Origin of the sequence: Leclercia sp. LSNIH1, assembly GCF_002902985.1 — a bacterium.
Classification (GTDB): Bacteria; Pseudomonadota; Gammaproteobacteria; order Enterobacterales; family Enterobacteriaceae; genus Enterobacter.
Genome location: NZ_CP026167.1, coordinates 2,596,364 through 2,621,716, shown reverse-complemented (window position 1 = coordinate 2,621,716; position 25,353 = coordinate 2,596,364). Strand labels below are relative to the sequence as shown.

Below are 25,353 nucleotides of genomic sequence, written 5' to 3'. Positions count from 1 at the left end.
GGATTTTAAAGGGGGCGTGCAAACACGGCATAGCCGCGTAGTTGGGCATAAAAAATGCCGCCTGAGGAGGCGGCATAATGATGTTAACGAACCAGATGCAGGAAGTGCAGATGCTTTTCGTACTGGTCGAGAATATCGTTGATCAGCTGCTCCTGGTTCCAGCTCATCACGTCGTAATTCTGTCCCCCTTCTTTGAGGTAGACTTCCGCACGATAGTATCGGTGTTGCTCCGCCTGCTGTTCGTCGTTGTCTATCGCCGACAGGGCAAAGGTCGGAGAGTTATAGCCCCGCAGCCTCACCTCATAGAGGAAGTTCAGTTCGTTGCCTAAGTCCACCTCAAGACGAATACGATCGTCGGAGGCATCGCTGATTCGGCTCACCGTGCCCTGCTTGCTCAACTCCTCCTGCACGAGGATCATCGCCGGTTTGATGACTTCGTCCATAAAGCGTTTCACCAGCGATCGTTTTGGCAGATAGGCAATGTTGCGTAAACGACGCTGCCACGGAATAGGATTGCGGGCCGCGGTCGGCGCAATGGTCGCCATGCTCAGGCTCTCGCGTTTGGTTAAATCCCGACGCAGCGCTTTGAGCAGCCCGTAGATGGAAATCAGCAGGATGATGGAAAACGGTAACGCGCTGGCGATGGTGACGGTTTGCAGCGCGCTTAACCCACCCGCGAGCAGCAGCGCAATCGCCACCACGCCCATCAGCGCGGCCCAGAAAATGCGCTGCCAGACGGGAGTATTGGCCTCGCCGCCGGATGCCAGCGTATCCACCACCATCGCCCCGGAGTCGGCCGAGGTGACAAAGAAGACGATGACCATCGCCATGGCGATAAACGACAGCACAGACGAGAACGGGAAGTGCTCAAGGAAGTTGAAGAGCGCCAGCGCAACGTCCTGCTGCACCGTATTCGCCAGATCGGTTGCCCCCTCGCGCATGATGAGATTGATCGCGCTGTTGCCGAAGACGGTCATCCACATCAGCGTGAAGCCCGCGGGAACAAATAGCACGCCGGTGACGAATTCACGGATGGTTCTGCCGCGGGAGACGCGGGCGATAAACATCCCGACAAACGGTGACCAGGAGAGCCACCAGCCCCAGTAGAGCAGCGTCCAGCCACCCAGCCAGTTGCTGGATTTTGGCTCGTAGGCGTAAAGGTTGAACGTCTTACTCACCAGCTCGGAGAGATAGCCGCCGGTGTTTTCCACGAAGGATTTCAGCAGCAGCACGGTGGGCCCCAGGCACAGTACCAGCGCCAGCAGCAGTAACGCCAGCCCCAGGTTAAGCTCGGACAGGATACGAATGCCTTTGTCTAGCCCGGAGACCACGGAAATTGTCGCGAGCCCGGTGATGACCACGATCAGGATAACCTGCACCGTTTCGTTGATGGGCACCCCGAAGAGATGATTGAGCCCGGCGTTCACCTGCAGCACGCCATAACCCAGCGAGGTCGCCACCCCAAAAACGGTACCGATAACGGCAAAAATATCAACGGCATGGCCTATCGGACCATGAATTTTGTCGCCAATAATGGGATAAAGCGCCGAGCGCAACGTCAGAGGCAGGCCGTGCCGGTAGCTGAAAAAGGCCAGGATTAGCGCCACAATGGCGTAGATAGCCCATGCATGAAGCCCCCAGTGGAAGAAGGTCAGCCGCATCGCCTCTTTCGCGGCGGTGACGGTCTCGGGCGTACCTACCGGTGGAGAGAGATAGTGCATAACCGGCTCGGCCACGCCGAAGAACATCAGGCCGATCCCCATACCCGCTGAAAAGAGCATGGCAAACCAGGAGTGATAGCTGAAATCGGGCTGGGCATGATCGGGGCCAAGTTTGATATCGCCGTAGCGCGACAACCCCAGGAAGGTCACGCTGAGTAAGATCAGCGCGACCGCCAGGATGTAGAACCAGCTGGCGTTGGTGAATATTTGCTGCTGTAGCAGTTTAAAATTTTTGTCAGCTACGTCAGGAAAAATCGCTGCAAAAGCAACGAGAAGGAAAATTAACAAAGCAGATGTATAGAATACCGCTTTGTTAATCTTGCTTTCAGACTTCTGGGGGATGGTGTTATTTTCACTCATATTTTATCTATTCCATTAATCCGGATGTGAGGAATCACCTCTTTGAGGTTAGCAAATTTACGCTGCTTATGCAGGTGCTGATGACATTGTCATCGGATTATCTCCTTGTGATTACTGGGTTTAATTTATTGAGATCGGGTCTTTAGTTGGCTGACATAATGTCATCGGACAGGTAAAACGACAAAAGAAAAAGCCCCGCGATATTGCTATCGCAGGGCTTATCTAATCTGGCGGAAGCGCAGAGATTCGAACTCTGGAACCCTTTCGGGTCGCCGGTTTTCAAGACCGGTGCCTTCAACCGCTCGGCCACACTTCCAGAATGAGGCGAACTATAAACAGCTCCTTGCGCCCTGTAAAGCGTGCCCGCGATCGTTCGCCTGAAAAATAGTCAAAATGCGGTTAATCGGTTGAATAGCCAACACCCTGACCATTTTATCAGCACAAAATCACGCGCTGACTGCTCAGTGTTTTTTGACATACATATCTTTGGTGAAGTAGTACCCCAGCTTATCCGGCGTAAATCCGCCCACCCACGGCTTCACCAGATGGGTGCGCACGTAGTGATAGACCGGAATAGCCGGGACATCCCGCGCCAGCAGATCTTCGGCCTGCTGGTAAAATGCCCCGCGCTCGGCGGTGGTTTTCGCCTTCGCGGCATTAGCCAGCGCCTCGTCATAGGCCGCATTACTGTACTGGCTGGTGTTCTGACTGTCACCGGTACGGAAGTTATTCAGGAAAGTCGCCGCATCGTCGAAATCGGCGATCCAGGCGTAGCGCACCGCGTCAAAGTTGTGGGTATGCATGGTGTCCAGCATCGTTTTCCACTCCTGGTTTTGCAGCTTCGCCTCCACGCCGAGGTTTTTCTTCCACATCGAGCTGACGGCAATGGCAATCCGCTGGTGTGACTCCGAGGTGTTATACAGGAGATTAAAGCTGAGCGGGTGGCCGTCGTTAAAGCCTGCTTCGTTCAGCAGTTTTTTCGCTTCGGCGATGCGTTTATCCATCGGCCAGCTGGCGTAATCCGGATTTTTCAGTTTCACCCCGCCGATATCCGGCTGGCTAATCACCCAGGCCGGACGTTGCCCCTGCCCCAGCACCTTCCCGGCAATAATCTCTTTATCCAGCGCCAGGTTCAGCGCCTTGCGCACGCGCGGATCGTTAAACGGCGGCCGGGAGGTATTGAACTGGTAGTAGTAGGTTGCCAGCTGCGGGGAAACATCCACCTCTTTGCCCAGCGTTTTTTGCAGCTGCGCGAACTGGTTGATAGGCAGCGTATAAGCGATATCGATTTCACCCGCCCTGTAGCGGTTCACGTCGGCGGCTTCGGAGGTGATGGGCAGATAAGTCACCTTGTTGATCACCGTATGGGCATTGTCCCAGTAGCGCGGGTTGCGCTCGGCGACGATCCGCTCGTTGACCACCCACTGCTTGAGGGTATAGGCCCCGCTGCCAACAAAGTGCTCCGGCCTGGACCATTTATCGCCGTAGCGACCAATCAGGACCTTATCCACCGGCACCAGCGACGGGTGCGCCAGCATGGCAAGAAATGCCGCGTTGGGCTGATCCAGCGTCACTTCCAGAGTGGTGTCGTTCAGCGCCTTCACCCCCAGGGTATCAGGGGCTTTTTTCCCCTCGGCGATATCGGTGGCGTTGACCATATGCATGTTGCCTGGGAAGCTGGCATACGGCGAGACGGTTTTGGGGTCCACCAGCCGCTGCCAGCTCCAGACTACGTCCTGGGCAGTAATCGCTGTACCGTCACTCCAGGTAATCCCCGGACGGAGATGGAAGGTCCAGACGGTGTTGTCTTTGTTCTCCCATTTCTCGGCCAGCCGCGGCTGGATCTCACCTTGCGGCGAGACGCTTACCAGCCCGTCGAATATATCGCTGATAATATTGAATTCGACATCGCTTTCGACTTTATGCGGATCGAGCGATGCCGGCTCATTGCCATTATTCCTGACCAGTTCCTGCTTCTCTGCCAGCTCTGTTCCTGCCGGTACACTGGCGGCGAACGCCGTTGTGCTTGCGCACAGGATGCCTGCCGTCAGTAAAGAGAGGGTAAATGTTGCTTGTGATGAGGGTTTCATGTCCTTCGCCTTATAGTTTAGTTTTGACGATGCAAAATAACTCTTAGCGCTGGGGCTGGAATAAGGCAATATATTTCAGTGACCTATAAGAGCTTGATCTGATTAATCCTGACAAACCGGGGTTCGTGCTGCATTGAGCGCATTGCGAAACATTTCATGCTACCTCAATACCTAAGATGCTGAGTAAAGATGGGTAAAACCATTTTATAACCGGCGCGTCGTTTTCTATTCTTGCCGTCAATTACATCTGTCATAAGAGAGTGACTCATGGATCGTATTATTAGTTCTTCACGCGACCGCACATCGCTGCTCAGCACCCACAAGGTGCTGCGCAATACCTACTTTATGCTCAGCCTGACGCTGGCCTTCTCCGCGCTGACGGCCACCGCCAGCACCGTACTGATGCTGCCATCGCCGGGGCTGATCCTGACCCTGGTCGGTATGTATGGTCTGATGTTCCTGACCTACAAAACGGCTAACAAGCCGGTAGGTATTTTGTCGGCGTTCGCCTTCACCGGTTTCCTGGGCTACATCCTGGGGCCAATGCTTAACACCTACCTGTCTGCCGGTATGGGCGATCTGATCGGCCTGGCGCTGGGGGGGACAGCACTGGTCTTCTTCTGCTGTTCTGCCTATGTGCTGACCACCCGCAAGGACGTGTCTTTCCTTGGCGGTATGCTGATGGCGGGCATCGTGGTGGTGCTGATCGGTATGGTGGCGAACATCTTCCTGCAGCTGCCAGCTCTGCACCTGGCTATCAGCGCCGTGTTCATCCTGATCTCCTCCGGGGCGATCCTGATGGAAACCAGCAACATCATTCATGGCGGTGAGACGAACTACATCCGCGCTACCGTGAGCCTGTATGTATCGCTGTACAACATCTTCGTCAGCCTGTTGAGCATCCTGGGCTTCGCCAGCCGCGATTAACCGACAGTGCTCTATAACCAGCCCCGCTTATGCGGGGCTTTCTTTTTTGGTAAACTGTCGCGGTTTTCGATAATTCCGTGATGATTATGCTGAACTTTGAAGGTAAAGAGATTGAGACCGATAGCGAAGGCTATCTGAAAGAGACCAGCCAGTGGAGCGAAGGGCTGGCGGCGATTATCGCCGAAAAAGAGTCTATTGCCCTGACGCCAGAGCACTGGGAAGTGGTGCGCTTTGTGCGCGAATTCTATCTGGAATTTAACACCTCTCCCGCCATCCGCATGCTGGTGAAAGCGATGGCCAATAAGTATGGCGAGGAGAAAGGCAACAGCCGCTACCTCTATCGTCTGTTCCCGAAAGGCCCGGCAAAACAGGCAACCAAAATCGCCGGTCTGCCTAAGCCCGTGAAGTGCATTTAATAGCGAATACCGAAGTTCACGTATTCCCGGCCGGGTTGATGCGGTTCTGACAGAACCTTTTCAACCCGTGCAATGCGCGGCCCGCCCGCCTTAAGCCAGGCGAGCAGTTTATCGACCTGTTCCGCCTCGCCGCAGGCCACCACTTCGACGCTTCCGTCATCCATATTACGCGCGTAACCGGTCAGCCCCAGCTCCGTGGCTTCTCGCTGCGTGCTGTAACGAAAGCCCACACCCTGAACCGTGCCGTGAATCCACGCGATGATGCAGACATTTGCCATACTCCCTCCCCTTATCCATGCCTGACCTGAACCCAAAGAATAGCAAATTATGGCTCCAGGTTTAGCGTAGCGTTTTGGGCAAACAGCCGTAATGCTGGCGGAAACGGGCCGTGAAACGCGAGCTGGACAGGTACCCGCACTGCATGGCGATCTCGCCGATGGGCAGGCGGGTCGACTGTAGCTGCGAGAGCGCTACCGCCATGCGTACCTCCTCCACAATCTGGCGAAAACTTTGCGACTCTTCCCGTAAGCGTCGGCGCAAGGTGGGTACGCTTACGGCCAGACGGCTGGCGATCTCCTGCGCGGTCCATGCCTTACCGGGCGACACCATGATGAAATGCCGTACCTGCTCGGTAAGATTGATATTTCTCTCGATAAGCAGCGGCCCTGCCACCCCATCATGCAGCAGCGCCAGCAGGAGCCCGAAGGCCTGATGCTTTTGCAGCTCTTCCGGAAAACCGTGCCGCACCGCATGCAGCAGATTGCTCCACATAAAGACCAGCCCTTCGCTGAGCGGAGCACACAACGAGTCCGTTCTGGCGCGCGGCCAGGATTGCAGGTAGCGCGTTTTAAACTCGGCGATAATGTCGGGGGATAACAGCAGCAGATCGGAATGAAACAGCTCCTGCGCGGGCTGATTAATGATCTCCATTGGGGTATTCGCCGGAATAATGATTAGCTCATCCGGCGTCGCCACTAAGCGCCGCTCATCCTGAATAATCACCTTGCTGCCGTGTGTAATATGGCAAATGGCCGGGTAAAAAAGCTTTACGTGGTGCAGGCGATGCATCTTGCTGGCATTGACCTCAGCCGCTGTCAGATGATTATGTTGAAAATGAAAATCCTGCACCGGACCACCTTTTATCGTGCGTATGTTGCGGTTAATTGCGCTTTAACCAGTACATGGCTGTTGAGCATGAAACCGACCAGCGCGCCGCTGGCATTACTGTCGATTGGCAGTTTATCCACATTCAGCGCCCAGACGGTGAACTGATAGGGGTGCGGTTTATCCCCTTCCGGCGGACACGCCCCACCAAAGCCAGCATACCCGAAATCGTTCCGCCCCTGCACCGCCCCTGCGGGTAATTTATCGCTGTCCGTTTTTCCGGCGCCAGCGGGCAGGCTCAGCGTGTGAGCGGGAAGATTGACCAGGGTCCAGTGCCACCAGCCGCTGCCCGTGGGGGCGGCTGGATCGTAGGCCGTGATGGCAAAACTTTTTGTGCCAGCCGGGGGATGCTGCCAGGCCAGCTGTGGCGAGGCATTTCCTCCCTTGCAGCCAAAGCCAGTAAAAACCTGCTGTTGCGTTAAGGGGTGGCCATCGGCGATATCCTGACTGCTGAGACTAAACGGCAACGCCGCAGACGCAGTAAAACTGATTGTCGCCAGCGTAATGACGGCGATGGCAATGTGCTTTTTCATTGTGGTTTCCTTTTGCTGAACCGGAAACCTCACTGTAAAGCTCACGACGAATTCATAATGTGCCTGAGCGATTTTAAAATGTGCCGAAACGCTCAATAGTGTCCGCAGATGATTGCCACTGACCATCTGTGCTACTCTACGCGCCATTTCCCTGGAATCGACAGAACAGAAAATTATGAGTGTACGTTTAGTGTTAGCCAAAGGGCGCGAGAAATCATTGCTGCGCCGCCATCCCTGGGTCTTCTCCGGTGCAGTTGCCTGTATGGAAGGCAAAGCCAGCCTCGGTGAAACCATCGATATCGTTGACCACCAGGGTAAATGGTTAGCGCGCGGCGCATACTCGCCTGCGTCCCAGATCCGGGCGCGCGTCTGGACGTTTGATAAAGATGAATCCATCGATATCGACTTCTTTGTCCGTCGCCTGCAGCAGGCGCAGCAGTGGCGCGACTGGCTGGCAAAACGCGACGGGCTGGACAGCTATCGTCTGATCGCCGGTGAATCCGACGGTCTGCCAGGCGTGACCATCGACCGTTTTGGCAATTTCCTGGTGCTGCAGCTGCTAAGCGCGGGGGCGGAGTATCAACGCGCGGCGTTAATCAGCGCGCTGCTGACGCTGTTCCCTGAGTGTGCCATTTACGATCGCAGCGACGTCGCGGTGCGTAAAAAAGAGGGCATGGAACTGACCCAGGGTCCGGTAACGGGCGAACTGCCACCTGCCCTGCTGCCTATCGAAGAGCACGGCATGAAACTGCTGGTGGATATTCAGGGCGGCCACAAAACCGGTTACTACCTCGATCAGCGCGACAGCCGTCTGGCAACACGCCAGTACGTTGCCGACAAGCGCGTGCTGAACTGCTTCTCCTATACCGGCGGTTTTGCGGTTTCGGCGCTGATGGGCGGATGTCGTCAGGTGGTGAGCGTGGATACGTCCCAGGAAGCGCTGGACGTGGCGAAGCAGAACGTCGAGCTGAACAAGCTGGATCTCAGTAAAGCTGAGTTTGTGCGCGATGACGTCTTTAAGCTGCTGCGCAAATACCGCGACCAGGGCGAGACGTTTGACGTGATCGTCATGGATCCGCCGAAGTTCGTGGAAAATAAAAACCAGCTGATGGGCGCCTGCCGTGGGTATAAAGACATTAATATGCTCGCCATCCAGCTGCTTAACCCGGGCGGAGTGTTGCTGACCTTCTCCTGTTCCGGCCTGATGACCACCGAATTATTCCAGAAAATTATCGCGGATGCCGCTGTAGATGCTGGTCGTGATGTACAATTTATAGAGCAGTTCCGTCAGGCGGCCGATCATCCGGTGATCGCTACCTATCCGGAAGGGCTGTATCTGAAAGGATTTGCCTGTCGCATCATGTAACTTGAAAAGTGGAATGTTGCCCACACCTATAGTGTAAGTAACGTTTCCCGGGAGGTGACTATGAATGCCAGCAAATTCGGTATCGGCCAGCAGGTCCGCCATTCCCTGTTAGGTTATCTGGGTGTGGTCGTGGATATCGACCCGGAATATTCTCTCGACGAGCCGTCAGTGGATGAGCTGGCGGTGAATGCAGAACTCCGCGCCGCGCCCTGGTACCACGTGGTGATGGAAGATGACGATGGCCAGGCCGTGCATACCTATCTTGCCGAAGCCCAGTTAAGTAGCGAACAGCAGGATGAACATCCTGAACAGCCATCGATGGATGAACTGGCGCAAACGATCCGCAAACAGTTGCAGGCGCCGCGCCTGCGTAACTAATGAAAACCCGGTAGCCCACGGCTGACCGGGTTTTTTATTACTTCGCCATCCCGAGACGTGGGATCTCAATGGCCGGGCAGCGATCCATCACCACATTCAGGCCTGCATCCCGTGCCAACACCGCCGCCTGTTCATTGATTACCCCGAGCTGTAGCCACAACGTTTTCGCCCCGACCGCAATGGCTTCCTGCGCCACCCCCCAGGCCGCTTCAGAGTTGCGGAACACATCCACCATATCGATTTTTTCCGGGACTTCCGCCAGGGTGCCGTATCCCTGCTGGCCCAGCAATGTTTTACCTGCCACTTTTGGTGATACCGGGATCACGTGGTAGCCCTGGTCGAGCAGGTATTTCATCACCCGATAACTTGGGCGATCGGGCTTATCACTCGCCCCTACCAACGCAATGGTTCGGGTGGTGGTAAGGATGTCAGCTATGTTGTTCTCTTTCATTTATCTCCTCCTGGCTCGTTCAAACCGGGTATCAACGCCGTTAAGTATCTTCTCATCCCATACGTCTGTATGAGGGCAAATTGCCGGACCCTGTCTATATGTTAGTAAATATGATTAACGAAAAATTTTGATACATTATTCAAGACGCATGTCTTTTAAGAGGGCTCTCTATGAAAACCGGCATTGCCTGGAGTCTGTTTGCGCTGCTCATGCCGGTTTGCGTTTTCGCCACAACGCTGCGGCTCTCTACAGACATCGACCTGCTGGTACTTGATGGCAAAAAAGTCTCCAGTTCCCTGCTGCGCGGCGCCGATAGCATAGAGCTCGACAACGGTCCGCATCAGATTGTCTTCCGGGTAGAAAAAACCATTCGCCTTGGCAATCACGAGGAGCGCATCTATATCTCCCCTCCTCTGGTCGCCAGCTTTAACACCCAGCGGATCAGTCAGGTTAATTTTAGCCTTCCGCGGCTGGAAACAGAAAAAGAGTCACAACTTTTTGATAAATCACCGCAAATCGAATTGCTGGATGGTGACGCGACCCCGATTCCGGTCAAGCTGGATATTCTGGCGATCACCAATACGCCGAACGGCGTCAATTACGAGTACGATACCGAGCGCTATAACAAAGCCGGGCAGAGCGCCTCGATACCGCAGTTTTCTACCACCATGGCGGATGACAGCACGCTCTTGTCCGGCGTGTCTGAACTGGATATGCCGCCACCGCAATCCCAGAGCATGACGGAGCAGCGCCTGAAATACTGGTTTGCCCAGGCCGATCCCGAGACCCGAAGCCGTTTCCTGCAATGGGCGAAGCAACAACCCTCGTCCTGAGCCGCATTTTTTATCCCTTTCTCTTGCAGCGTCAGGTGCTTCCAGTAATCTGTAGCCAGTTAACTAACGGATAGAGACTATGGAACTCACAACCCGCACACTGCCGGAACGCAAACATATCGCCCTTGTCGCGCACGATCACTGCAAACAGATGCTGCTCAACTGGGTTCAGCGCCATAAATCCCTGCTGGGACAACATCAGCTTTCGGCCACCGGAACAACCGGCAACCTGATCCATCGTGAGACCGGGCTGCAGGTGAATGCCATGCTGAGCGGCCCTATGGGGGGCGATCAGCAGGTGGGCGCCCAGATTTCGGAAGGAAAGATTGATGTGCTGATCTTCTTCTGGGACCCGCTCAATGCAGTACCGCACGATCCGGACGTAAAAGCTCTGTTGCGTCTGGCAACGGTGTGGAATATTCCGGTCGCCACTAACCTGTCGACGGCGGACTTTATTATCGAATCCCCACAGTTCAACTCGCCGGTGGAGATCCTGATCCCGGATTATCAGCGCTATCTGGCTGAACGTCTGAAGTAAATGCCCGCCCTGCCGGGTGGCGGCTTCGCCTTACCCGGCCTACGGTTTCCGTGCCACCGGCACATCGATGTTTTTCAACATCTCCACAAAGCGTGACGGCTGCTGTTTATTGAACAGCAACCAGACCCGGTGGCGGGCGCGGGTCATCGCCACATATAACAATCGCCGCTCTTCGGCATCGGGAAAGTCTTCAGTCACAGGCAGCAGAGCCTGCTCCATGACCGATTCGCGCGCAGGCGCCGGGAAACCGTCGCTTCCTTCCTGTAACCCCACGACGATGACATAGTCCGCCTGCTGCCCCTTGCTGGCGTGGATGGTCATAAAATCCAGCTGCAACTTTGGCCAGCGGGTCGCGGCTTTCTCCAGGCTGGCGGGCTTGAGATGGTGATAGCGCGCCAGCACCAGAATGCGCTCCTCCGGTCTGGCGTAACCGCTGAGCTTATCCAACAGGGCATCAAGCTGATCGTCTGCCAGCAGCGTGACCGCTTTTTTGTCCCCTGCCGAGAGGCTGTTCAGCGGTTTTGCCAGCTGATGCGGGTTCTGTTGGATAAAGCGGTTGGCAATCTCACCGATCCGGTTATTGAACCGGTAAGTCGTGTCGAGATCGCAGCGATCGCCTTCGCCAAAGTAGTGATGAAACGCGGTAGTCAGCGACAGCTGCGCGCCGCTGAAGCGATAGATCGCCTGCCAGTCGTCCCCCACGGCGAACAGAGTGGTGTGCTTGTTCTGTGCCCGCAGCGCCGCCAGCAGCGCCGCACGCTGAGGGGAGATATCCTGAAACTCATCCACCAGTATGTGTTTCCAGGGGCTGATAAAACGACCTTTTTCCAGAATAACGATCGCCTGATGAATCAGGCCGGAAAAATCAACGGCGTTTTCTGCTTTCAGGGCAGCTTTCCACGCCTTAAGCAGCGGTGCCATCAACTTCACCCGCTTTGAAAACAGCGCCTGCACCTCTTCAGGGGCGCCGGCAATCATCTCTGCCTGAGCGCCACCGTGCATGCGCATCAGGCTTACCCAGCGATCGAGCCGGGGTGCCAGTCGGCGCGCCAGCTTCTCGTTTTGCCAGAAACTGCCCTCCGGCACGTCCCAGTTCAGCTCCTCTTCCAGCCACTGGCGCCAGCCTTTGGCCTGCGCTTTTTTCTCGCTACACTGCTGCTGCCAGGCATCGATAAATAGCTTCTGCCGCGCCGCGGTGTCATTTTCAAGCTCGCTGACCACGGGCACCTTTTTACTCCCCTGCTGAATGATGTGCAGGGCAAGGGAGTGGAAGGTTCGGGCGGTAATGTCGCGGGTATGCAGCCGCGCCTCGATCCGCTCATCCATCTCCTGGGCCGCCTTACGGCCAAAGGCCAGGAGTAAAATCTGATCGGCAGAGGCTTCATTGCGGGTCAGCAGCCAGCCTGCCCTGGCCACCAGCACCGAGGTTTTGCCACTACCGGCACCGGCCAGCACCAGCAGCGACGACTCGCCATTGACCACCGCCCGGGCCTGGGCCGGATTGAGGGGGGAAGACTCAATACCGGCAAAAAAGTCGGCATACTGGCTGAGCATGGCGTCGGTCCACGCCTGATTGTGCGCCAGCCTGCTCTGGTCAATGTCTTCCAGCCAGGCCTGACACTGACGCCAGGCTTCCCGGCAGTTATCAAACTCGTCGAGCCGTGAGACGGACAATGGCAAGGCCTGTAACGCCTGGCGAATTTTTTGCTGCAAACCGAGCGTTTTTTCCCGCGTCAGCCAGCTGTTTTGCTCATTTGTTGCGGCAATGTCATTCAGCGCGTTTTGCAGGACCTGCGCCGCCACCTCACTCATTTCAGCACTCCACTGCTGCCAGAGCGTGTTCAGATGGTGGTGAAAACGCTGGGTTTCCGCCCACTCGGTGCCATGCAGACGGACCACTTTTTCATCGGGCAGAACAAACTCCAGCTCCCCCCAGACCAGGCCGCGTTTGCAGTGAATGGCCAATAGCTGGTTGAAAGGGATGAGATATTCATGACGTTCGCCTGAGACCTTGACCCCGGCGTTGAGCAGAACGACTTTGTCGTACGGATGTTGTGCCAGGCGCTTGCCTAACGATGTTGCTTTCAGTTCCATGTCCAGCCTGATCCACGACGTGAATAATTGCATAACAGTTTAACTGCCAGTTTTCAGGTGCTCCAGCGCAAAAAAACGTTACAATCAGCAGGGCTTCAACATTACGGCAAGAATTGAGGTTTTATGCGTACCGTTCTGAATATTTTGAATTTTGTGCTGGGTGGTTTTGTCACTACCCTCTCCTGGCTGCTGGCGACGCTGGTCAGCGTGGTGCTGATCTTCACCCTGCCGCTGACGCGCTCCTGCTGGGAAATCACCAAACTCTCGCTGGTGCCTTACGGTAACGAAGCGGTTCACGTGGATGAACTGGAGCCTGACAGTAAAAGTACGCTGATGAACACCGGCGGAACGCTGCTCAATATTCTGTGGCTGATCTTTTTCGGCTGGTGGCTGTGTGTGATGCATATTGCGGCGGGGATCGCCCAGTGCCTGACCCTGATTGGCATCCCCGTCGGGATCGCCAATTTCAAAATTGCCGCCATCGCTCTATGGCCGGTCGGACGCCGGGTTGTGCCGGTGGAAGTGGCCCGCGCCGCGCGGGAAGCCAACGCCCGCCGTCGTTTTCCGTAACAAGGACTCCGCGCGCCCATGCTAAGCCCCCTGCTTCGCCGCTACACCCTGAACAGCGCCTGGCTCTACAATGCCCGGATCTTTATTGCCCTGTGTGGCAGCACCGCCCTGCCCTGGTGGCTGGGCGAAGTAAAGCTGACCATCCCGCTGACGCTGGGGGTGGTTGCCGGTGCGCTGGCCGACCTGGACGATCGCCTTACCGGTCGGCTGCGCAATCTGGTTATCACCCTGATCTGCTTTTTTATCGCCTCTGCATCGGTTGAGCTGCTCTTCCCGTGGCCATGGTTTTTCGCGATTGGGCTGACGCTCTCCACCAGCGTCTTTATTCTGCTGGGTGGGCTGGGCCAGCGCTACGCCACCATCGCCTTTGGCGCGCTGCTTATTGCCATCTATACCATGCTGGGGGTGTCGCTGTATGACCAGTGGTATCAACAGCCGGTGCTGCTGTTGCTGGGCGCGGTCTGGTATAACCTGCTGACGCTCGCCGGGCATCTTATTTTTCCCATTCGCCCGTTGCAGGATAATCTGGCCCGCAGCTATGAGCAGCTGGCCCACTATCTGGAATTAAAGTCCCGGCTCTTCGATCCGGATATTGAAGATGATGGCCAGGCACCGCTGTACGATCTGGCCCTGGCGAACGGGCAACTGGTGACCACACTAAACCAGACCAAAGCATCGTTACTCACCCGTTTACGCGGCGATCGCGGTCAGCGCGGCACCCGCCGAACCTTACATTATTACTTTGTGGCGCAGGATATCCACGAGCGCGCCAGCTCATCGCATATTCAGTACGCCGATCTGCGCGAAAAGTTTCGCTACAGCGACGTGATGTTCCGCTTCCAGCGTCTGTTGTCCATGCAGTCGCAAGCCTGCCAGCAGCTGTCGCGCTCCATTCTGCTGCGCACCCCTTATCAGCACGATCCGCGATTTGAACGGGCGTTTACCCACCTGGATGCAGCGCTCGACCGCGTTCAGGCCAGCGGCACCTCTGCTGAGCAGATGAAAGCGCTGGGTTTTCTGTTAAATAACTTACGCGCCATAGATGCCCAGCTCGCCACCATCGAATCTGAGCAGGCGCTGGCAACACCCGGTAATGATGTGAATAACCAGCTTGCGGATGACAGTCTGCATGGGTTTAGCGATATCTGGCTGCGTTTAAGTCGTCATTTTTCTCCGGAATCGGCGCTGTTTCGCCATGCGGTGAGGATGTCGCTGGTGCTCTGTATTGGTTATGCTTTTATACAGATAACCGGGCTTAATCACGGCTACTGGATTTTGCTTACCAGCCTCTTTGTCTGTCAGCCCAACTACAACGCCACCCGCCATCGGCTGGCGCTGCGTATTCTCGGCACCCTGGTAGGGGTCGCTGTCGGGTTACCCATCCTTTACTTTGTCCCTTCGCTGGAAGGCCAGCTGATCTTAATTGTGATCACCGGCGTGCTGTTTTTTGCGTTTCGCAATGTGCAATATGCCCACGCCACCATGTTTATCACCCTGCTGGTGCTGCTCTGCTTTAACCTGCTTGGGGAAGGCTTTGAGGTAGCTTTGCCGCGCGTCATTGATACGTTAATTGGCTGCGCCATTGCCTGGGCTGCAGTGAGTTTCATCTGGCCAGACTGGCGGTTCCGTAATCTGCCTCGGGTGCTGGATCAGGCGATGAATGCTAACTGCCGTTATCTCGATGCCATCCTTGAGCAGTATCACCAGGGGCGCGATAACCGTCTGGCGTACCGTATAGCCCGGCGTGACGCCTATAACCGCGACGCGGAGCTGGCTTCTGTGGTGTCGAATATGTCCACGGAGCCGCGGGCAACCGCAGAAACTCGTGAAATCGCATTCCGTTTGCTGTGCCTGAACCATACTTTTACCAGCTACATCGCCGCGTTGGGCGCACACCGCGAGCGGCTCAACAACCCCGCAATCCTGGGGTTGCTCGACGATGCGGTCTGCTATGTTGATGATGCGCTTCATCAACGTCCGGCGGATGAGCCTCGTGTTCAACAGGCGCTAAGCGAACTGGCGCAACGCATTTCACATATTGAGCCAGGCGCAGAGAGCAAGGCGCCTCTGGTGCTGCAGCAGATTGGTCTGCTCATCGCGTTGCTGCCAGAAATTTGCCATCTACAACAGCACGTTAATCAACTGCCGGAGTGACGGGCGTCTCAACCGGCAGCTTTTTGTACCACTCCACCAGCTCCTGGCGTCTGACTTCCGGGAGCGCAGCGACGTGGAGCCCGGTGATCGCCCCTTCCAGCGCAAACAGCACCTTGTAACTGAGGTGCTTGTTCAGCGCTCTGATCTTCAGCCAGCACTGTTCTGCTCCCAGCTCACGTAATGCCTCTTCATTGGTGATGCCCGCTTCATAGAGCAGGATCTCCAGCTGAAAGGTGAGATTGGGTAAATCTTTCAGCCTCTCGCGCTTGTAGCGTTCGCAGCGCTCCCGCCGCGCCGCCTCCAGCGCAAACGACGAGAGCTGCAGAAGCGTTTCGCGATCCTGCCAGAGTCCTTCATCGACGCGAAAATAGTTTAACAACACCGGCCGCCCCCGCTTCACCAGCGTCAGGAAAGACGAGGCATGCTTTACGCAGTAGGGTGCACTCTCTTCATAGGCCCGCAGGTATAACTCCCCTTCCGACACCATGGCAAATACCGTGTCATCTACCGCCAGAGTGTAACCGCCAAACAGGGCACGATACTGAACCTCGCCCAGAGGAGACAGGTATTCTGCTGATTGATAGATCCGTTCATACGATAACTTTTTCATGATATTTCCCTTTTAAATCATGGAGTAATGATGAAGTCGCTTGTTAACGGATCCGTTAGCCAAAAAATAGGTAACTTATGATTGAACGGCAAGCTGATTTTTCAATACGACTGAATTACAAACCAAATTTGCGAGGAGCTTTCCGAAAATGAGGTTGATCTTTAGTCGCACAGGGGTTACTGTATATCCATACAGTAACTACAGGGCTGGATTGATTATGTACTCTTCAGGCTATGCAAACCGTTCAACTACTTTCTCTTCTACCGCAGGTAAAAGCGCGCTGAATTCCACTGCGCCTGTTTCCACCGGGCTGATTAGTGAAGTGCTCTACCGTGAAGACCAGCCCATGATGACGCAGCTGTTATTGCTGCCACTGTTACAGCAGCTTGGTCAGCAGTCGCGCTGGCAGCTGTGGCTTACGCCGCAGCAGAAATTGAGCCGGGAATGGGTGCAGTCCGCCGGCTTGCCGCTCACAAAAGTGATGCAGATAAGCCAGATGGATCCATGCCATACTGTAGATTCAATGGTGAGGGCGTTACGTACCGGAAATTACAGCGTCGTGATCGGTTGGTTTACGCACGAGTTGACGGAAACGGAGCAACATCGTCTGGCTGAAGCCGCCGAAGAAGGTAATGCGCTCGGCTTCATAATGCGTCCCATTCGAATGAATGCTCTGGGCAACGGACACCTTTCTGGGCTAAAAATTCACTCCAATTTGTATCATTAAGTAAAAATAAGAGTATTCCTGGAATTTTTTTTGCGCCCTCTGTACGCCGTTGGTTCTCTATAAAAAAGCCGCGAAAAGTCTTGTCTGCCGCGGCTTTCTTCATTTTAGCACGCCTTAAATTGCGCAATAAATGTTAAATATTGTGTATACAAAACTTTTTTTTTCATATGCCTGACAGAGTTCACACTTGTAAGTTTTCAGGTACGTTGTAGACTTTACATCGCCAGGGGTGCTCGGCCTAAGCCGAAGATATCGGTAGGTTTACTCTTTGTCCCCGCCCCCCGGTGAAGGATTTAACCGTGACTCTCATTGAGATTCTCATGGCGATTTTTGGATGATAACGAGGCGCAAAAAATGAAAAAGACAGCTATCGCGATTGCAGTGGCACTGGCTGGTTTCGCTACCGTAGCGCAGGCCGCTCCGAAAGATAATACCTGGTACGCTGGTGGTAAACTGGGCTGGTCTCAGTTCCATGACACTGGTTGGTATAACGACGCTCTGAACAACGACGGTCCAACTCATGAAAGCCAGCTGGGCGCAGGCGCGTTCGGTGGTTATCAGGTTAACCCGTACGTTGGCTTCGAAATGGGTTACGACTGGCTGGGCCGTATGCCTTACAAAGGCGACAACGTTAACGGCGCATTCAAAGCTCAGGGCGTTCAGCTGACTGCTAAACTGGGCTACCCAGTAAATGACGCTGTAGACATCTACACCCGTCTGGGCGGCATGGTATGGCGTGCAGACTCCAGCAACAGCATCGCTGGCGACGACCATGACACCGGCGTCTCCCCAGTATTCGCTGGTGGCGTTGAGTGGGCTATGACCCGTGACGTTGCTACCCGTCTGGAATACCAGTGGGTTAACAACATCGGCGACGGCAACACCGTTGGTGTTCGTCCAGACAACGGCATGCTGAGTGTGGGTGTTTCCTACCGTTTCGGCCAGCAGGAAGAAGCAGCGCCAATCGTTGCTCCAGCTCCAGCACCGGCTCCAGAAGTACAGACCAAGCACTTCACTCTGAAGTCTGACGTTCTGTTCAACTTCAACAAAGCAACCCTGAAACCAGAAGGTCAGCAGGCACTGGATCAGCTGTACACCCAGCTGAGCAACCTGGATCCTAAAGATGGTTCCGTAGTGGTTCTGGGCTTCACCGACCGTATCGGTTCTGACGCTTACAACCAGGGTCTGTCTGAGAAACGTGCTCAGTCCGTTGTTGACTACCTGATCTCTAAAGGTATCCCGGCTAACAAGATCTCCCCACGTGGTATGGGCGAATCTAACCCAGTTACCGGTTCTACCTGTGACAACGTGAAAGCTCGCGCTGCACTGATCGACTGCCTGGCTCCAGATCGTCGCGTAGAGATCGAAGTTAAAGGCATCAAAGACGTTGTAACTCAGCCAGCGGCATAAGTTATCGTCTGACAAAAAACCCCGCCATGTTGCGGGGTTTTTTATTGCCTGAATAAAGTAAAACGCTACTTTTTACCGGCCAGCAGCGCCTGGAGATCGGTTTTCAGGGTCGACATCTGACTGGCGTACTTCTCTTTATGTTCCGCATCTTCAATCAGCTGTACGATGGTTTCTGACAAGGTTTTCCCCCGTCGCTGGGCGAGCCCGGCCAGACGCTGCCAGACCATGAACTCCAGATCAATCGACTTTTTACGGGTATGTTGATGCTCAGCATTAAAGTGCCGTTTGCGCCGCGCACGGATAGTCTGCTTCATTCGGTTCAGTAAGGCAGGATTAATATGCTTTTCAATCCAGCCATTGACCAGAATGGGTTCATTTTCGAGGGTCAGCAATAAATCTACAGCTTCTTTTGCAGCACTGGCTTCGAGGTAGCAGGTGATCAACTCCCCTTCACGGTGTTTTTTGACCAGATACTTCCATTTCCAGCCGCTTTCGAGATTTTCCAGTTGTTGATATTTCATTGCGATCTCAGTGTGACCGTGTAACTGTGTTCAGAATATCAGTTTTTTAGCAATCTGCTGAAAAGAAATCATATCCTGTGACACGCGGTGACGCATTCCTGCCCGGAAACCCCGATTCCCTCATGTGCAGAGCCTGCGCCTTACGGTATACTCCATCGTTTTACTTCTGACTAAAAAACATCAACTTTGACCATTACGAAACTTGCATGGCGTGACCTTGTTCCGGATACCGACAGTTATCAGGAACTGTTTGCACAGCCAGATCTCGCGAAAGAAGACGAATACATCCTCAGCGACACTCAGCCCCGTTTGCATTACGCGCTGGAGCAGGTGTTAAGCCCATGGGCTACCTCACCATTCATGTTGTTGAAAGCGCCAGACGAAGTGGAGTATCTGAATCTTCTGGCAGATGCCATGCGGCAGCTGCAGCCAGAAGCCGGAACGGTCTTTGGTGGTGAGTACCGCATCGATGGGCATACCGTTACCTTTGAACCCGCCACCGTACCCGATAGCCGTTTTGCTGTCACCGGCAACATCGTCCAGGCGGGCTGGACAGAAGCAGAGCAGCTGTTCGGCTGTCTGCGCCAGTTTAACGGTGAACTTACCCTGCACCCCGGTCTGGTTCATCAGGCAAACGGCGGCGTGCTGGTTATCTCCCTGCGCACGCTGCTTGCTCAGCCGCTTCTGTGGATGCGCCTGAAAAACAGCGTTAGCCAGCAGCGCTTCGATTGGGTGGCCTACGACGAGTCGCGCCCTCTTCCGGTCGCTGTGCCCTCTATGCCGCTCACCCTGAAAGTGGTGCTCATCGGCGATCGCGAAGCGCTGGCGGATTTCCAGGAGATGGAACCCGAACTGGCCGACCAGGTGGTCTACAGCGAGTTTGAAGAGAGTACCCAGATTGCGGATGCTGAAGATATGCAGCAATGGCTGCAGTGGGTTTACGCCGTCTGCCAGCGTGCGCAGCTGCCAACGCCTGCTGCCGATGCCTGGCCGGTGCTGATCCGCGAAGCGGTCCGCTATACCGGCGATCAGGAGACTCTGCCGCTTTGTCCTCTCTGGCTTGGCAAACAGCTGCGTGAAGCCGCAGCCATGACCGAAGACGATACGGTCACCGGCGAACAGCTCTCCCAGATGCTGGTGCAGCGCGAATGGCGTGAAGGCTATCTTGCCGATCGCATGCAGGATGAGATCCTGCTTGAGCAGATCCTGGTTGAAACCGAAGGCGAACGCGTCGGGCAGATCAACGCTCTGTCGGTAATTGAATTCCCTGGCCACCCGCGCGCCTTTGGCGAGCCGTCGCGTATCAGCTGCGTCGTGCATATCGGCGACGGTGAGTTTATCGATGTCGAACGCAAAGCCGAGCTGGGCGGGAATATTCACGCCAAGGGCATGATGATCATGCAGGCCTTCCTGATGTCGGAACTGCAGCTCGAGCAGCAGATCCCCTTCACCGCCTCGCTGACCTTCGAGCAGTCCTACAGCGAAGTGGATGGCGACAGTGCGTCGATGGCAGAGCTGTGTGCCCTCATCAGCGCCCTGGCCGATGTGCCGGTGAATCAGAGCATTGCGATCACCGGTTCCGTGGACCAGTTTGGTCGCGCGCAGCCGGTCGGCGGTCTGAATGAGAAGATCGAGGGCTTCTTTACCGTTTGCCAGCAGCGTGGGCTGAGCGGTAAACAGGGTGTGATCATTCCTCTTCCGAACGTGCGTCATCTCAGCCTCAGTCAGGAACTGCTGAAGGCGGTAGAAGAGGAACAATTCAGCCTCTGGGCCATCGAAGACATTACAGATGCGCTACCCTTACTGACAAACCTGGAGTGGGACGCCGAGGGGCAAACCACACTGATGCAGACTATCCAGGAACGAATTGCGCAGGCAACGCAACAGGAAGCGCGCCACCGTTATCCTTGGCCGTTACGCTGGTTGAACTGGTTCACGCCAAACTGATCGGACTTGTTCAGCGTACACGTGTTAGCTATCCTGCGTCCTTCACTAAAATAAGGCATACTGAGAACATGGTAGATAAACGCGAATCCTATACAAAAGAAGATCTTCTTGCCTCTGGTCGCGGTGAACTGTTTGGCGCGAAAGGCCCGCAGTTACCGGCCCCGAACATGCTGATGATGGACCGTGTCGTGAAGATGACGGAAACCGGCGGCAACTTCGATAAGGGTTACGTAGAAGCAGAGCTCGATATCAACCCGGACCTGTGGTTCTTTGGTTGCCACTTTATTGGCGATCCGGTGATGCCAGGCTGCCTGGGTCTGGACGCGATGTGGCAGCTGGTTGGCTTCTACCTCGGCTGGCTGGGTGGCGAAGGCAAAGGCCGCGCGCTGGGCGTGGGTGAAGTGAAATTCACCGGTCAGGTTCTGCCGACCGCGAAAAAAGTTACCTACCGTATTCACTTCAAACGCATTGTTAACCGTCGCCTGATTATGGGCCTGGCGGATGGCGAAGTGCTGGTCGACGGGCGTCTGATCTACACCGCGAACGACCTGAAAGTGGGTCTGTTCCAGGACACCTCCGCATTCTGATTGTTGCTTTTACCAGAGCATATAAAGGCGAAACCTCCGCAGTGCGGAGGTTTCTTTTTTTAAAGAGACGCTATCAAGCAAGTACTGCCCTGTCTCCGATGGCTTCTCGCCAGCCCCCTAACCATTGTGACCTCTGATTCAAGGTCTGATAGGGACACATTTCTTTTGAACGTCCGGCGATGCCAGCCTGATAACCACGTTGATGAGCCCTTTCAAGGCGATCTCGTTTCTGTCTCTTCATGCCTCGTTTCCCTCATTATTTGATCTGGTGGAAAAGAAAACAGTGATTACAAAATGTGCAATCACAGATAACGAATACCCTGATTACCGCCGAGCGTCAATGCGCAAAATTCACGCCAGTGTCATAAATGTGAGCTACACAAAAGTTCATTTGTACAAAAATTGTGACACGGCACAAGTAACCGCCTGAGGGGCAAACGAAAAAAAAGCCGCAATTAGCATCAAGCTAAGTGCGGCTCCGTGCGATGAATTTTACTTATGGCAGTCGGGAGATCTCTCTCGCAATGCTGGCAGACTCCTGCGCCCAGCCCTGGGCCAGCACTTTTACCATCTCATCGTAACCATCTTTCTGCTGGATCAGCTCCAGATGGAAAGGTCGTTTGATCAGCTGACCCTGATGGTTCAGCAGCCACTCCCCGCTGACGATCACCCTGCCATCATAGCGCCCGTGGAAGCCAGTGACATTGACGTTAAGCGTATCCTGGTCGCTTCCCAGCGGCTGCGAGGCTACCACCCATCCCGGCAGTTGGCTGCCAAGGTTGGCGACCAGCGTGTTACGCAGCTGCTGATCCAGCGGGCTGGCCCATAGATTGTTGCTGGCGATGACGTACTGTACATCGCTGGTCTGATAGACCACGCCATTACCGGCGAGATAATCAGGGACCGCTACCTGTTCGACCCACAGCAGGCGGTTCCCCTGGCTGGCCGTCGTTTGCCCGCCCGCCTGCGCTGCCAGCGGCAGCTGATAATAGCTCTTGTTCTCTGATGCGCTACAGGCGGTCAGAAGCGCCACTGCGGTGATGATTAGCCATTTTTTCATTACTTAGCCCCCTTCGGCTCAGGGTCCTTTTTCTCTTTTGCTTCGAATACCAGCGCATTGCTCTTGGTATTCAGCGTTTTCAGTACCGGCTGGAGCTCACGCAGAACCTGATCGAGGCGCTGCATATCCGCCACCATCTTGTTATATGCCGCGGAGCCCGGCTGGAAGCCCTGCATACTGCGGTTCAGTTCACGCAGCGTCTTCTGCATGTCCTGCGGCAGCTGCTGCATCGACTGGCTGGCGGTGAGCTTGTTGAGATTATCCAGCGTGGCCTGCAGTCGGCGCATCGTCGCCTGGCTTTCACTAAGCGTGTTGGTGGCCTGCTGAATCATCGGATTGAGCGGCAGGTTGTTGATCTTATCCAGCGTTTCCATCAGACGCTGTTGGATCTGCGCCAGGCCACCACTAACGGTCGGGATAATTTTATACCCGCCAAACTCGCGGATCGCTTTTAGCGGCGGCTCTTTCGGGAAGAAGTCCATATCCACATACAGCGCCCCGGTCACCAGATTACCGGTTTTGAGCGAGCCGCGCAGGCCGCGCTTCATCAGCCCGTCGATATGCTGAGCAATGTCCGGCGTATCGCCAACCTGATTAATCAGACGCTCCGGCTCAATGCGGATCAGCACCGGAATACGGTAGTCATCATCCAGCACCTGGCGCATACCCGGCGCAAAGAACGGCACCTTAGCGACGGTTCCGAGACGGATACCGCGGAATTCAACCGGCGCGCCCGGCTGCAGACCGCGGACAGAATCTTTGAAGAACATCAGGTAGTCGATATGGTCGGTATAGAGCGAATCCTGAATGCTTCTCTGATCGTCATAGAGCTTGAATGCCGTGTGCTGCGCCACCGGCTGGCCCTGATCCAGCCCTTCCGGCACGTCAAAACTGACGCCACCGCCGAAGAGCGTAGAGAGTGAGCCCATTTCGACGCGCATACCGGCTGAGGTTAAGTCCACGGCGATACCGCTGTCTTTCCAGAAACGCACGTTGCTGGTCACCAGGCGATCGTTAGGCGCATTGATAAACAGCTGGTAACTGATGGTGCGTTTTTGGGTGTCAAACGTGCTGGTTTCAACGGAACCCACGCGATAACCGCGGAACAATACCGGATCGCCCGGACTCAGCTGGCCCGCTTTTTTACTGTCGAGGATGACGCGGATCCCCTTCGCATCGGGTGGCGCCAGCGGCGGTGAGTCCAGAAGTTGATATTCCGCTGGCTGGACGCCCTTTTTGCCCGGTTGCAGTTCAATATATGCCCCGGATAACAACGTACCCAGACCGCTGATGCCTTCACGGCCCACCTGCGGTTTCACCACCCAGAACACCGAGTCGCCGTGTAGCAGCTTCTCCATGCCAGCGTGGAGACGGGCTTTGATCTCTACGTGTGTCAGGTCGTCAGTCAGGGTCGCGCTTTCGACGACCCCCACATCCACGCTGCGGCTTTTGATGGTGGTTTTACCGCCCTCAATGCCCTCGGCGTTGGTGGTGATTAACGTCACTTCCGGACCCTGATGGCTGTAATGATAAAACAAGATCCAGGCACCGATCAGGGCAGTCACGATGGGGAAAATCCACACCGGCGACCAGTTTCTGACCTTCTGCACTTTCGCCTCTCCGCTTCTCTTTTCCATGCTTTTATTCATCCTCATGGCTCGACGCTGACTCACGATCCCAGGATAACCGAGGGTCGAAAGTCATGGCCGCAAACATGGTCATAATCACGACCAATGCAAACATCACCGCTCCGATGGCGGGATAGATACTCATTAATCCGCCTATACGCACCAGCGCAGAGAGGACGGCAATCACAAAGACGTCAATCATTGACCAGCGCCCGACAAACTCTACGACTTCATAGATCAGATGCATCCGCTCGCTGTCACGCTTGCCGTGTCCTTTGGCATCCCAGCAGAGCCAGGCAATCGCAATCATTTTGAGCGTGGGAACCATAATACTGGCGATAAAGATCACCAGCGCAACCGGATAGGAGCCTTCACTCCATAGCAGTACAACCCCGGCCATGATAGTCGATGGCATTCTATCGCCCAGCAGGTCGGTAATCATAATCGGCAGAATGTTGGCCGGGAGATAGAGGATCATGGAGGTAATAAGCAGTGCCATGGTCCACTGAAGACTGTTTTTACGCCGCACATGCCCTTTTGTTGCGCAACGTGGGCAGACATACTGGTCGGCAGGAAGGATCGCTGTGCAGCAGGCGCATAAGCGCAAATTTTGGTTGATTCCCGGCACACCGGGTTGCAGCGTTTGCGGCAATACGGGCGCAGGAGCGATATCGTCCCATGCCCAACGGCGATCCACGCACTGAAACGCGCGTAGTTGCAGGATACAGAACAGGCACCAGGGAATAAAACTGCTGCCAATGCCGATATCGCCGTAGGCCATCAGCTTAACAAAGCTCACCAGAATACCGGCTAAGAAAATCTCCGCCATCCCCCAGCTTTTCAACTGGAACAGGATCCGCGCCAGCCTGATTTTCAGTGCTCCGGGCATATGCGCCCGGTTCACGAGCAGTAAGATAACCACCAGGCAAAACGCCGGAACGATCTGGACGAAAAGTAAAAAGAATGTTCCCAGACTGGCGTAATTCTCTGAGAACATCACGCGGGGTATCTCCAGCAAATGGACTTCGCTGGTGATCCCCCCCACCTTCATATTAATAAAGGGGAAAAGATTGGAGAGAAAGAGCATAAACAACGCAGCAATGGCATAAGCAGTAGGACGCTGCCGCGGCGCATCCCACTCTGTTGTCAGCGTTGTCCCGCAGCGCGGGCATGCCGCTTTGTGGCCATGCTCGAGCACCGGAAGCGCCACGAGCATATCGCACTGTGAGCATAAAATATGCCGGTCGGCATGGTGATGTTCACACATA

Annotated in this window: 25 protein-coding genes and 1 tRNA gene; 12 read left to right on the top strand and 14 right to left on the bottom strand. The window is 55.1% G+C overall.

The window, feature by feature from the left end:
• Positions 1-83: 83 nt before the first annotated feature.
• From C2U54_RS12845 to C2U54_RS12835, 3 genes are all read right to left on the bottom strand, one after another.
• Positions 84-2,081, bottom strand: coding sequence for a BCCT family transporter (locus C2U54_RS12845; protein ID WP_103178972.1), 1,998 nt, complete (start codon positions 2,079-2,081; stop codon positions 84-86).
• Positions 2,082-2,309: 228 nt separating this feature from the next.
• Positions 2,310-2,397 (bottom strand) — tRNA-Ser (locus C2U54_RS12840).
• A 145-nt stretch (positions 2,398-2,542) separates the two neighbouring features.
• Positions 2,543-4,171, bottom strand: a complete 1,629-nt coding sequence (locus C2U54_RS12835; RefSeq protein WP_103178971.1) for an ABC transporter substrate-binding protein — start codon at positions 4,169-4,171, stop codon at positions 2,543-2,545.
• Positions 4,172-4,438: 267 nt separating this feature from the next.
• On the opposite strand from C2U54_RS12835, the gene yccA reads away from it, so the two are divergent.
• Complete coding sequence (gene yccA / locus C2U54_RS12830) at positions 4,439-5,098, top strand: FtsH protease modulator YccA (RefSeq protein WP_103178970.1); 660 nt, start codon at positions 4,439-4,441, stop codon at positions 5,096-5,098.
• A gap of 86 nt (positions 5,099-5,184) precedes the next feature.
• A complete protein-coding gene (gene tusE, locus C2U54_RS12825; protein WP_103181060.1) occupies positions 5,185-5,514 on the top strand; it encodes a sulfurtransferase TusE in 330 nt (109 codons plus the stop codon).
• On the opposite strand, the gene yccX is transcribed toward tusE, so the two are convergent.
• The 3 genes from yccX to C2U54_RS12810 form a co-directional block, all read right to left on the bottom strand.
• Positions 5,511-5,792: an acylphosphatase gene (gene yccX, locus C2U54_RS12820; RefSeq protein WP_103178969.1), complete on the bottom strand. Its 282-nt coding sequence runs from the start codon at positions 5,790-5,792 to the stop codon at positions 5,511-5,513. The genes tusE and yccX overlap by 4 nt on opposite strands.
• Before the next feature lie 61 nt (positions 5,793-5,853).
• Positions 5,854-6,582 (bottom strand): helix-turn-helix transcriptional regulator, encoded by a 729-nt coding sequence (locus C2U54_RS12815; protein ID WP_371816550.1) that lies wholly within the window; start codon positions 6,580-6,582, stop codon positions 5,854-5,856.
• Positions 6,583-6,653: 71 nt separating this feature from the next.
• Positions 6,654-7,211, bottom strand: coding sequence for a kinase inhibitor (locus tag C2U54_RS12810; protein ID WP_103178967.1), 558 nt, complete (start codon positions 7,209-7,211; stop codon positions 6,654-6,656).
• Positions 7,212-7,386: 175 nt separating this feature from the next.
• On the opposite strand from C2U54_RS12810, the gene rlmI reads away from it, so the two are divergent.
• Both rlmI and hspQ read left to right on the top strand, forming a co-directional pair.
• A complete protein-coding gene (rlmI, locus tag C2U54_RS12805) occupies positions 7,387-8,577 on the top strand; it encodes a 23S rRNA (cytosine(1962)-C(5))-methyltransferase RlmI (RefSeq protein WP_103178966.1) in 1,191 nt (396 codons plus the stop codon).
• A 60-nt stretch (positions 8,578-8,637) separates the two neighbouring features.
• On the top strand, positions 8,638-8,955 hold the full coding sequence (hspQ, locus tag C2U54_RS12800) for a heat shock protein HspQ (protein WP_103178965.1): 318 nt from the start codon (positions 8,638-8,640) through the stop codon (positions 8,953-8,955).
• A gap of 37 nt (positions 8,956-8,992) precedes the next feature.
• Here hspQ and C2U54_RS12795 read toward each other — a convergent pair whose 3' ends face one another.
• Positions 8,993-9,406, bottom strand: a complete 414-nt coding sequence (locus tag C2U54_RS12795) for a CoA-binding protein (RefSeq protein ID WP_103178964.1) — start codon at positions 9,404-9,406, stop codon at positions 8,993-8,995.
• A 170-nt stretch (positions 9,407-9,576) separates the two neighbouring features.
• Between C2U54_RS12795 and csgI the strand changes: the two genes are divergently transcribed.
• Positions 9,577-10,239 (top strand): curli synthesis inhibitor, encoded by a 663-nt coding sequence (gene csgI, locus C2U54_RS12790; protein WP_103178963.1) that lies wholly within the window; start codon positions 9,577-9,579, stop codon positions 10,237-10,239.
• Positions 10,240-10,318: 79 nt separating this feature from the next.
• A complete protein-coding gene (gene mgsA, locus C2U54_RS12785; RefSeq protein WP_103178962.1) occupies positions 10,319-10,777 on the top strand; it encodes a methylglyoxal synthase in 459 nt (152 codons plus the stop codon).
• A gap of 39 nt (positions 10,778-10,816) precedes the next feature.
• Here the strand turns inward: mgsA and helD are convergent, their stop codons facing one another.
• Positions 10,817-12,871, bottom strand: coding sequence for a DNA helicase IV (helD, locus tag C2U54_RS12780; protein WP_103178961.1), 2,055 nt, complete (start codon positions 12,869-12,871; stop codon positions 10,817-10,819).
• A 123-nt stretch (positions 12,872-12,994) separates the two neighbouring features.
• Between helD and C2U54_RS12775 the strand changes: the two genes are divergently transcribed.
• Together C2U54_RS12775 and yccS are read left to right on the top strand one after the other, a co-directional pair.
• Positions 12,995-13,441, top strand: a complete 447-nt coding sequence (locus C2U54_RS12775; RefSeq protein ID WP_103178960.1) for a YccF domain-containing protein — start codon at positions 12,995-12,997, stop codon at positions 13,439-13,441.
• An 18-nt stretch (positions 13,442-13,459) separates the two neighbouring features.
• Entirely contained in the window at positions 13,460-15,595 is a 2,136-nt protein-coding gene (yccS, locus tag C2U54_RS12770) for a YccS family putative transporter (protein ID WP_103178959.1), read from the top strand.
• Here yccS and C2U54_RS12765 read toward each other — a convergent pair.
• Positions 15,576-16,205: a TfoX/Sxy family DNA transformation protein gene (locus C2U54_RS12765; RefSeq protein ID WP_103178958.1), complete on the bottom strand. Its 630-nt coding sequence runs from the start codon at positions 16,203-16,205 to the stop codon at positions 15,576-15,578. The two genes, yccS and C2U54_RS12765, sit on opposite strands and share 20 nt — an antisense overlap.
• A 217-nt stretch (positions 16,206-16,422) precedes the next feature.
• On the opposite strand from C2U54_RS12765, the gene sulA reads away from it, so the two are divergent.
• The gene (sulA, locus tag C2U54_RS12760; RefSeq protein ID WP_103178957.1) at positions 16,423-16,932 is read left to right on the top strand and encodes an SOS-induced cell division inhibitor SulA; all 510 of its coding nucleotides are present in this window, start codon (positions 16,423-16,425) and stop codon (positions 16,930-16,932) included.
• 354 nt (positions 16,933-17,286) lie between these two features.
• Positions 17,287-18,342 (top strand): porin OmpA, encoded by a 1,056-nt coding sequence (gene ompA / locus C2U54_RS12755; RefSeq protein ID WP_103181059.1) that lies wholly within the window; start codon positions 17,287-17,289, stop codon positions 18,340-18,342.
• Between the two features lie 65 nt (positions 18,343-18,407).
• On the opposite strand, the gene matP is transcribed toward ompA, so the two are convergent.
• A complete protein-coding gene (gene matP, locus C2U54_RS12750; protein WP_103178956.1) occupies positions 18,408-18,863 on the bottom strand; it encodes a macrodomain Ter protein MatP in 456 nt (151 codons plus the stop codon).
• Positions 18,864-19,049: 186 nt separating this feature from the next.
• Here matP and C2U54_RS12745 point away from each other — a divergent pair, with 186 nt between their 5' ends.
• A complete protein-coding gene (locus C2U54_RS12745; protein ID WP_103178955.1) occupies positions 19,050-20,810 on the top strand; it encodes an AAA family ATPase in 1,761 nt (586 codons plus the stop codon).
• Positions 20,811-20,878: 68 nt separating this feature from the next.
• A complete protein-coding gene (gene fabA / locus C2U54_RS12740; protein WP_000227926.1) occupies positions 20,879-21,397 on the top strand; it encodes a bifunctional 3-hydroxydecanoyl-ACP dehydratase/trans-2-decenoyl-ACP isomerase in 519 nt (172 codons plus the stop codon).
• A gap of 73 nt (positions 21,398-21,470) precedes the next feature.
• On the opposite strand, the gene rmf is transcribed toward fabA, so the two are convergent.
• The 4 genes from rmf to pqiA form a co-directional block, all read right to left on the bottom strand.
• Positions 21,471-21,638, bottom strand: coding sequence for a ribosome modulation factor (gene rmf / locus C2U54_RS12735; RefSeq protein ID WP_010429337.1), 168 nt, complete (start codon positions 21,636-21,638; stop codon positions 21,471-21,473).
• A gap of 255 nt (positions 21,639-21,893) precedes the next feature.
• A complete protein-coding gene (gene pqiC, locus C2U54_RS12725; RefSeq protein ID WP_103178953.1) occupies positions 21,894-22,457 on the bottom strand; it encodes a membrane integrity-associated transporter subunit PqiC in 564 nt (187 codons plus the stop codon).
• Positions 22,457-24,094 (bottom strand): intermembrane transport protein PqiB, encoded by a 1,638-nt coding sequence (gene pqiB, locus C2U54_RS12720; RefSeq protein WP_103181058.1) that lies wholly within the window; start codon positions 24,092-24,094, stop codon positions 22,457-22,459. Before pqiB ends, pqiC begins: the two co-directional genes overlap by 1 nt.
• Before the next feature lie 4 nt (positions 24,095-24,098).
• Complete coding sequence (pqiA, locus tag C2U54_RS12715; RefSeq protein ID WP_103178952.1) at positions 24,099-25,352, bottom strand: membrane integrity-associated transporter subunit PqiA; 1,254 nt, start codon at positions 25,350-25,352, stop codon at positions 24,099-24,101.
• Between the last annotated feature and the right edge of the window lies 1 nt (position 25,353).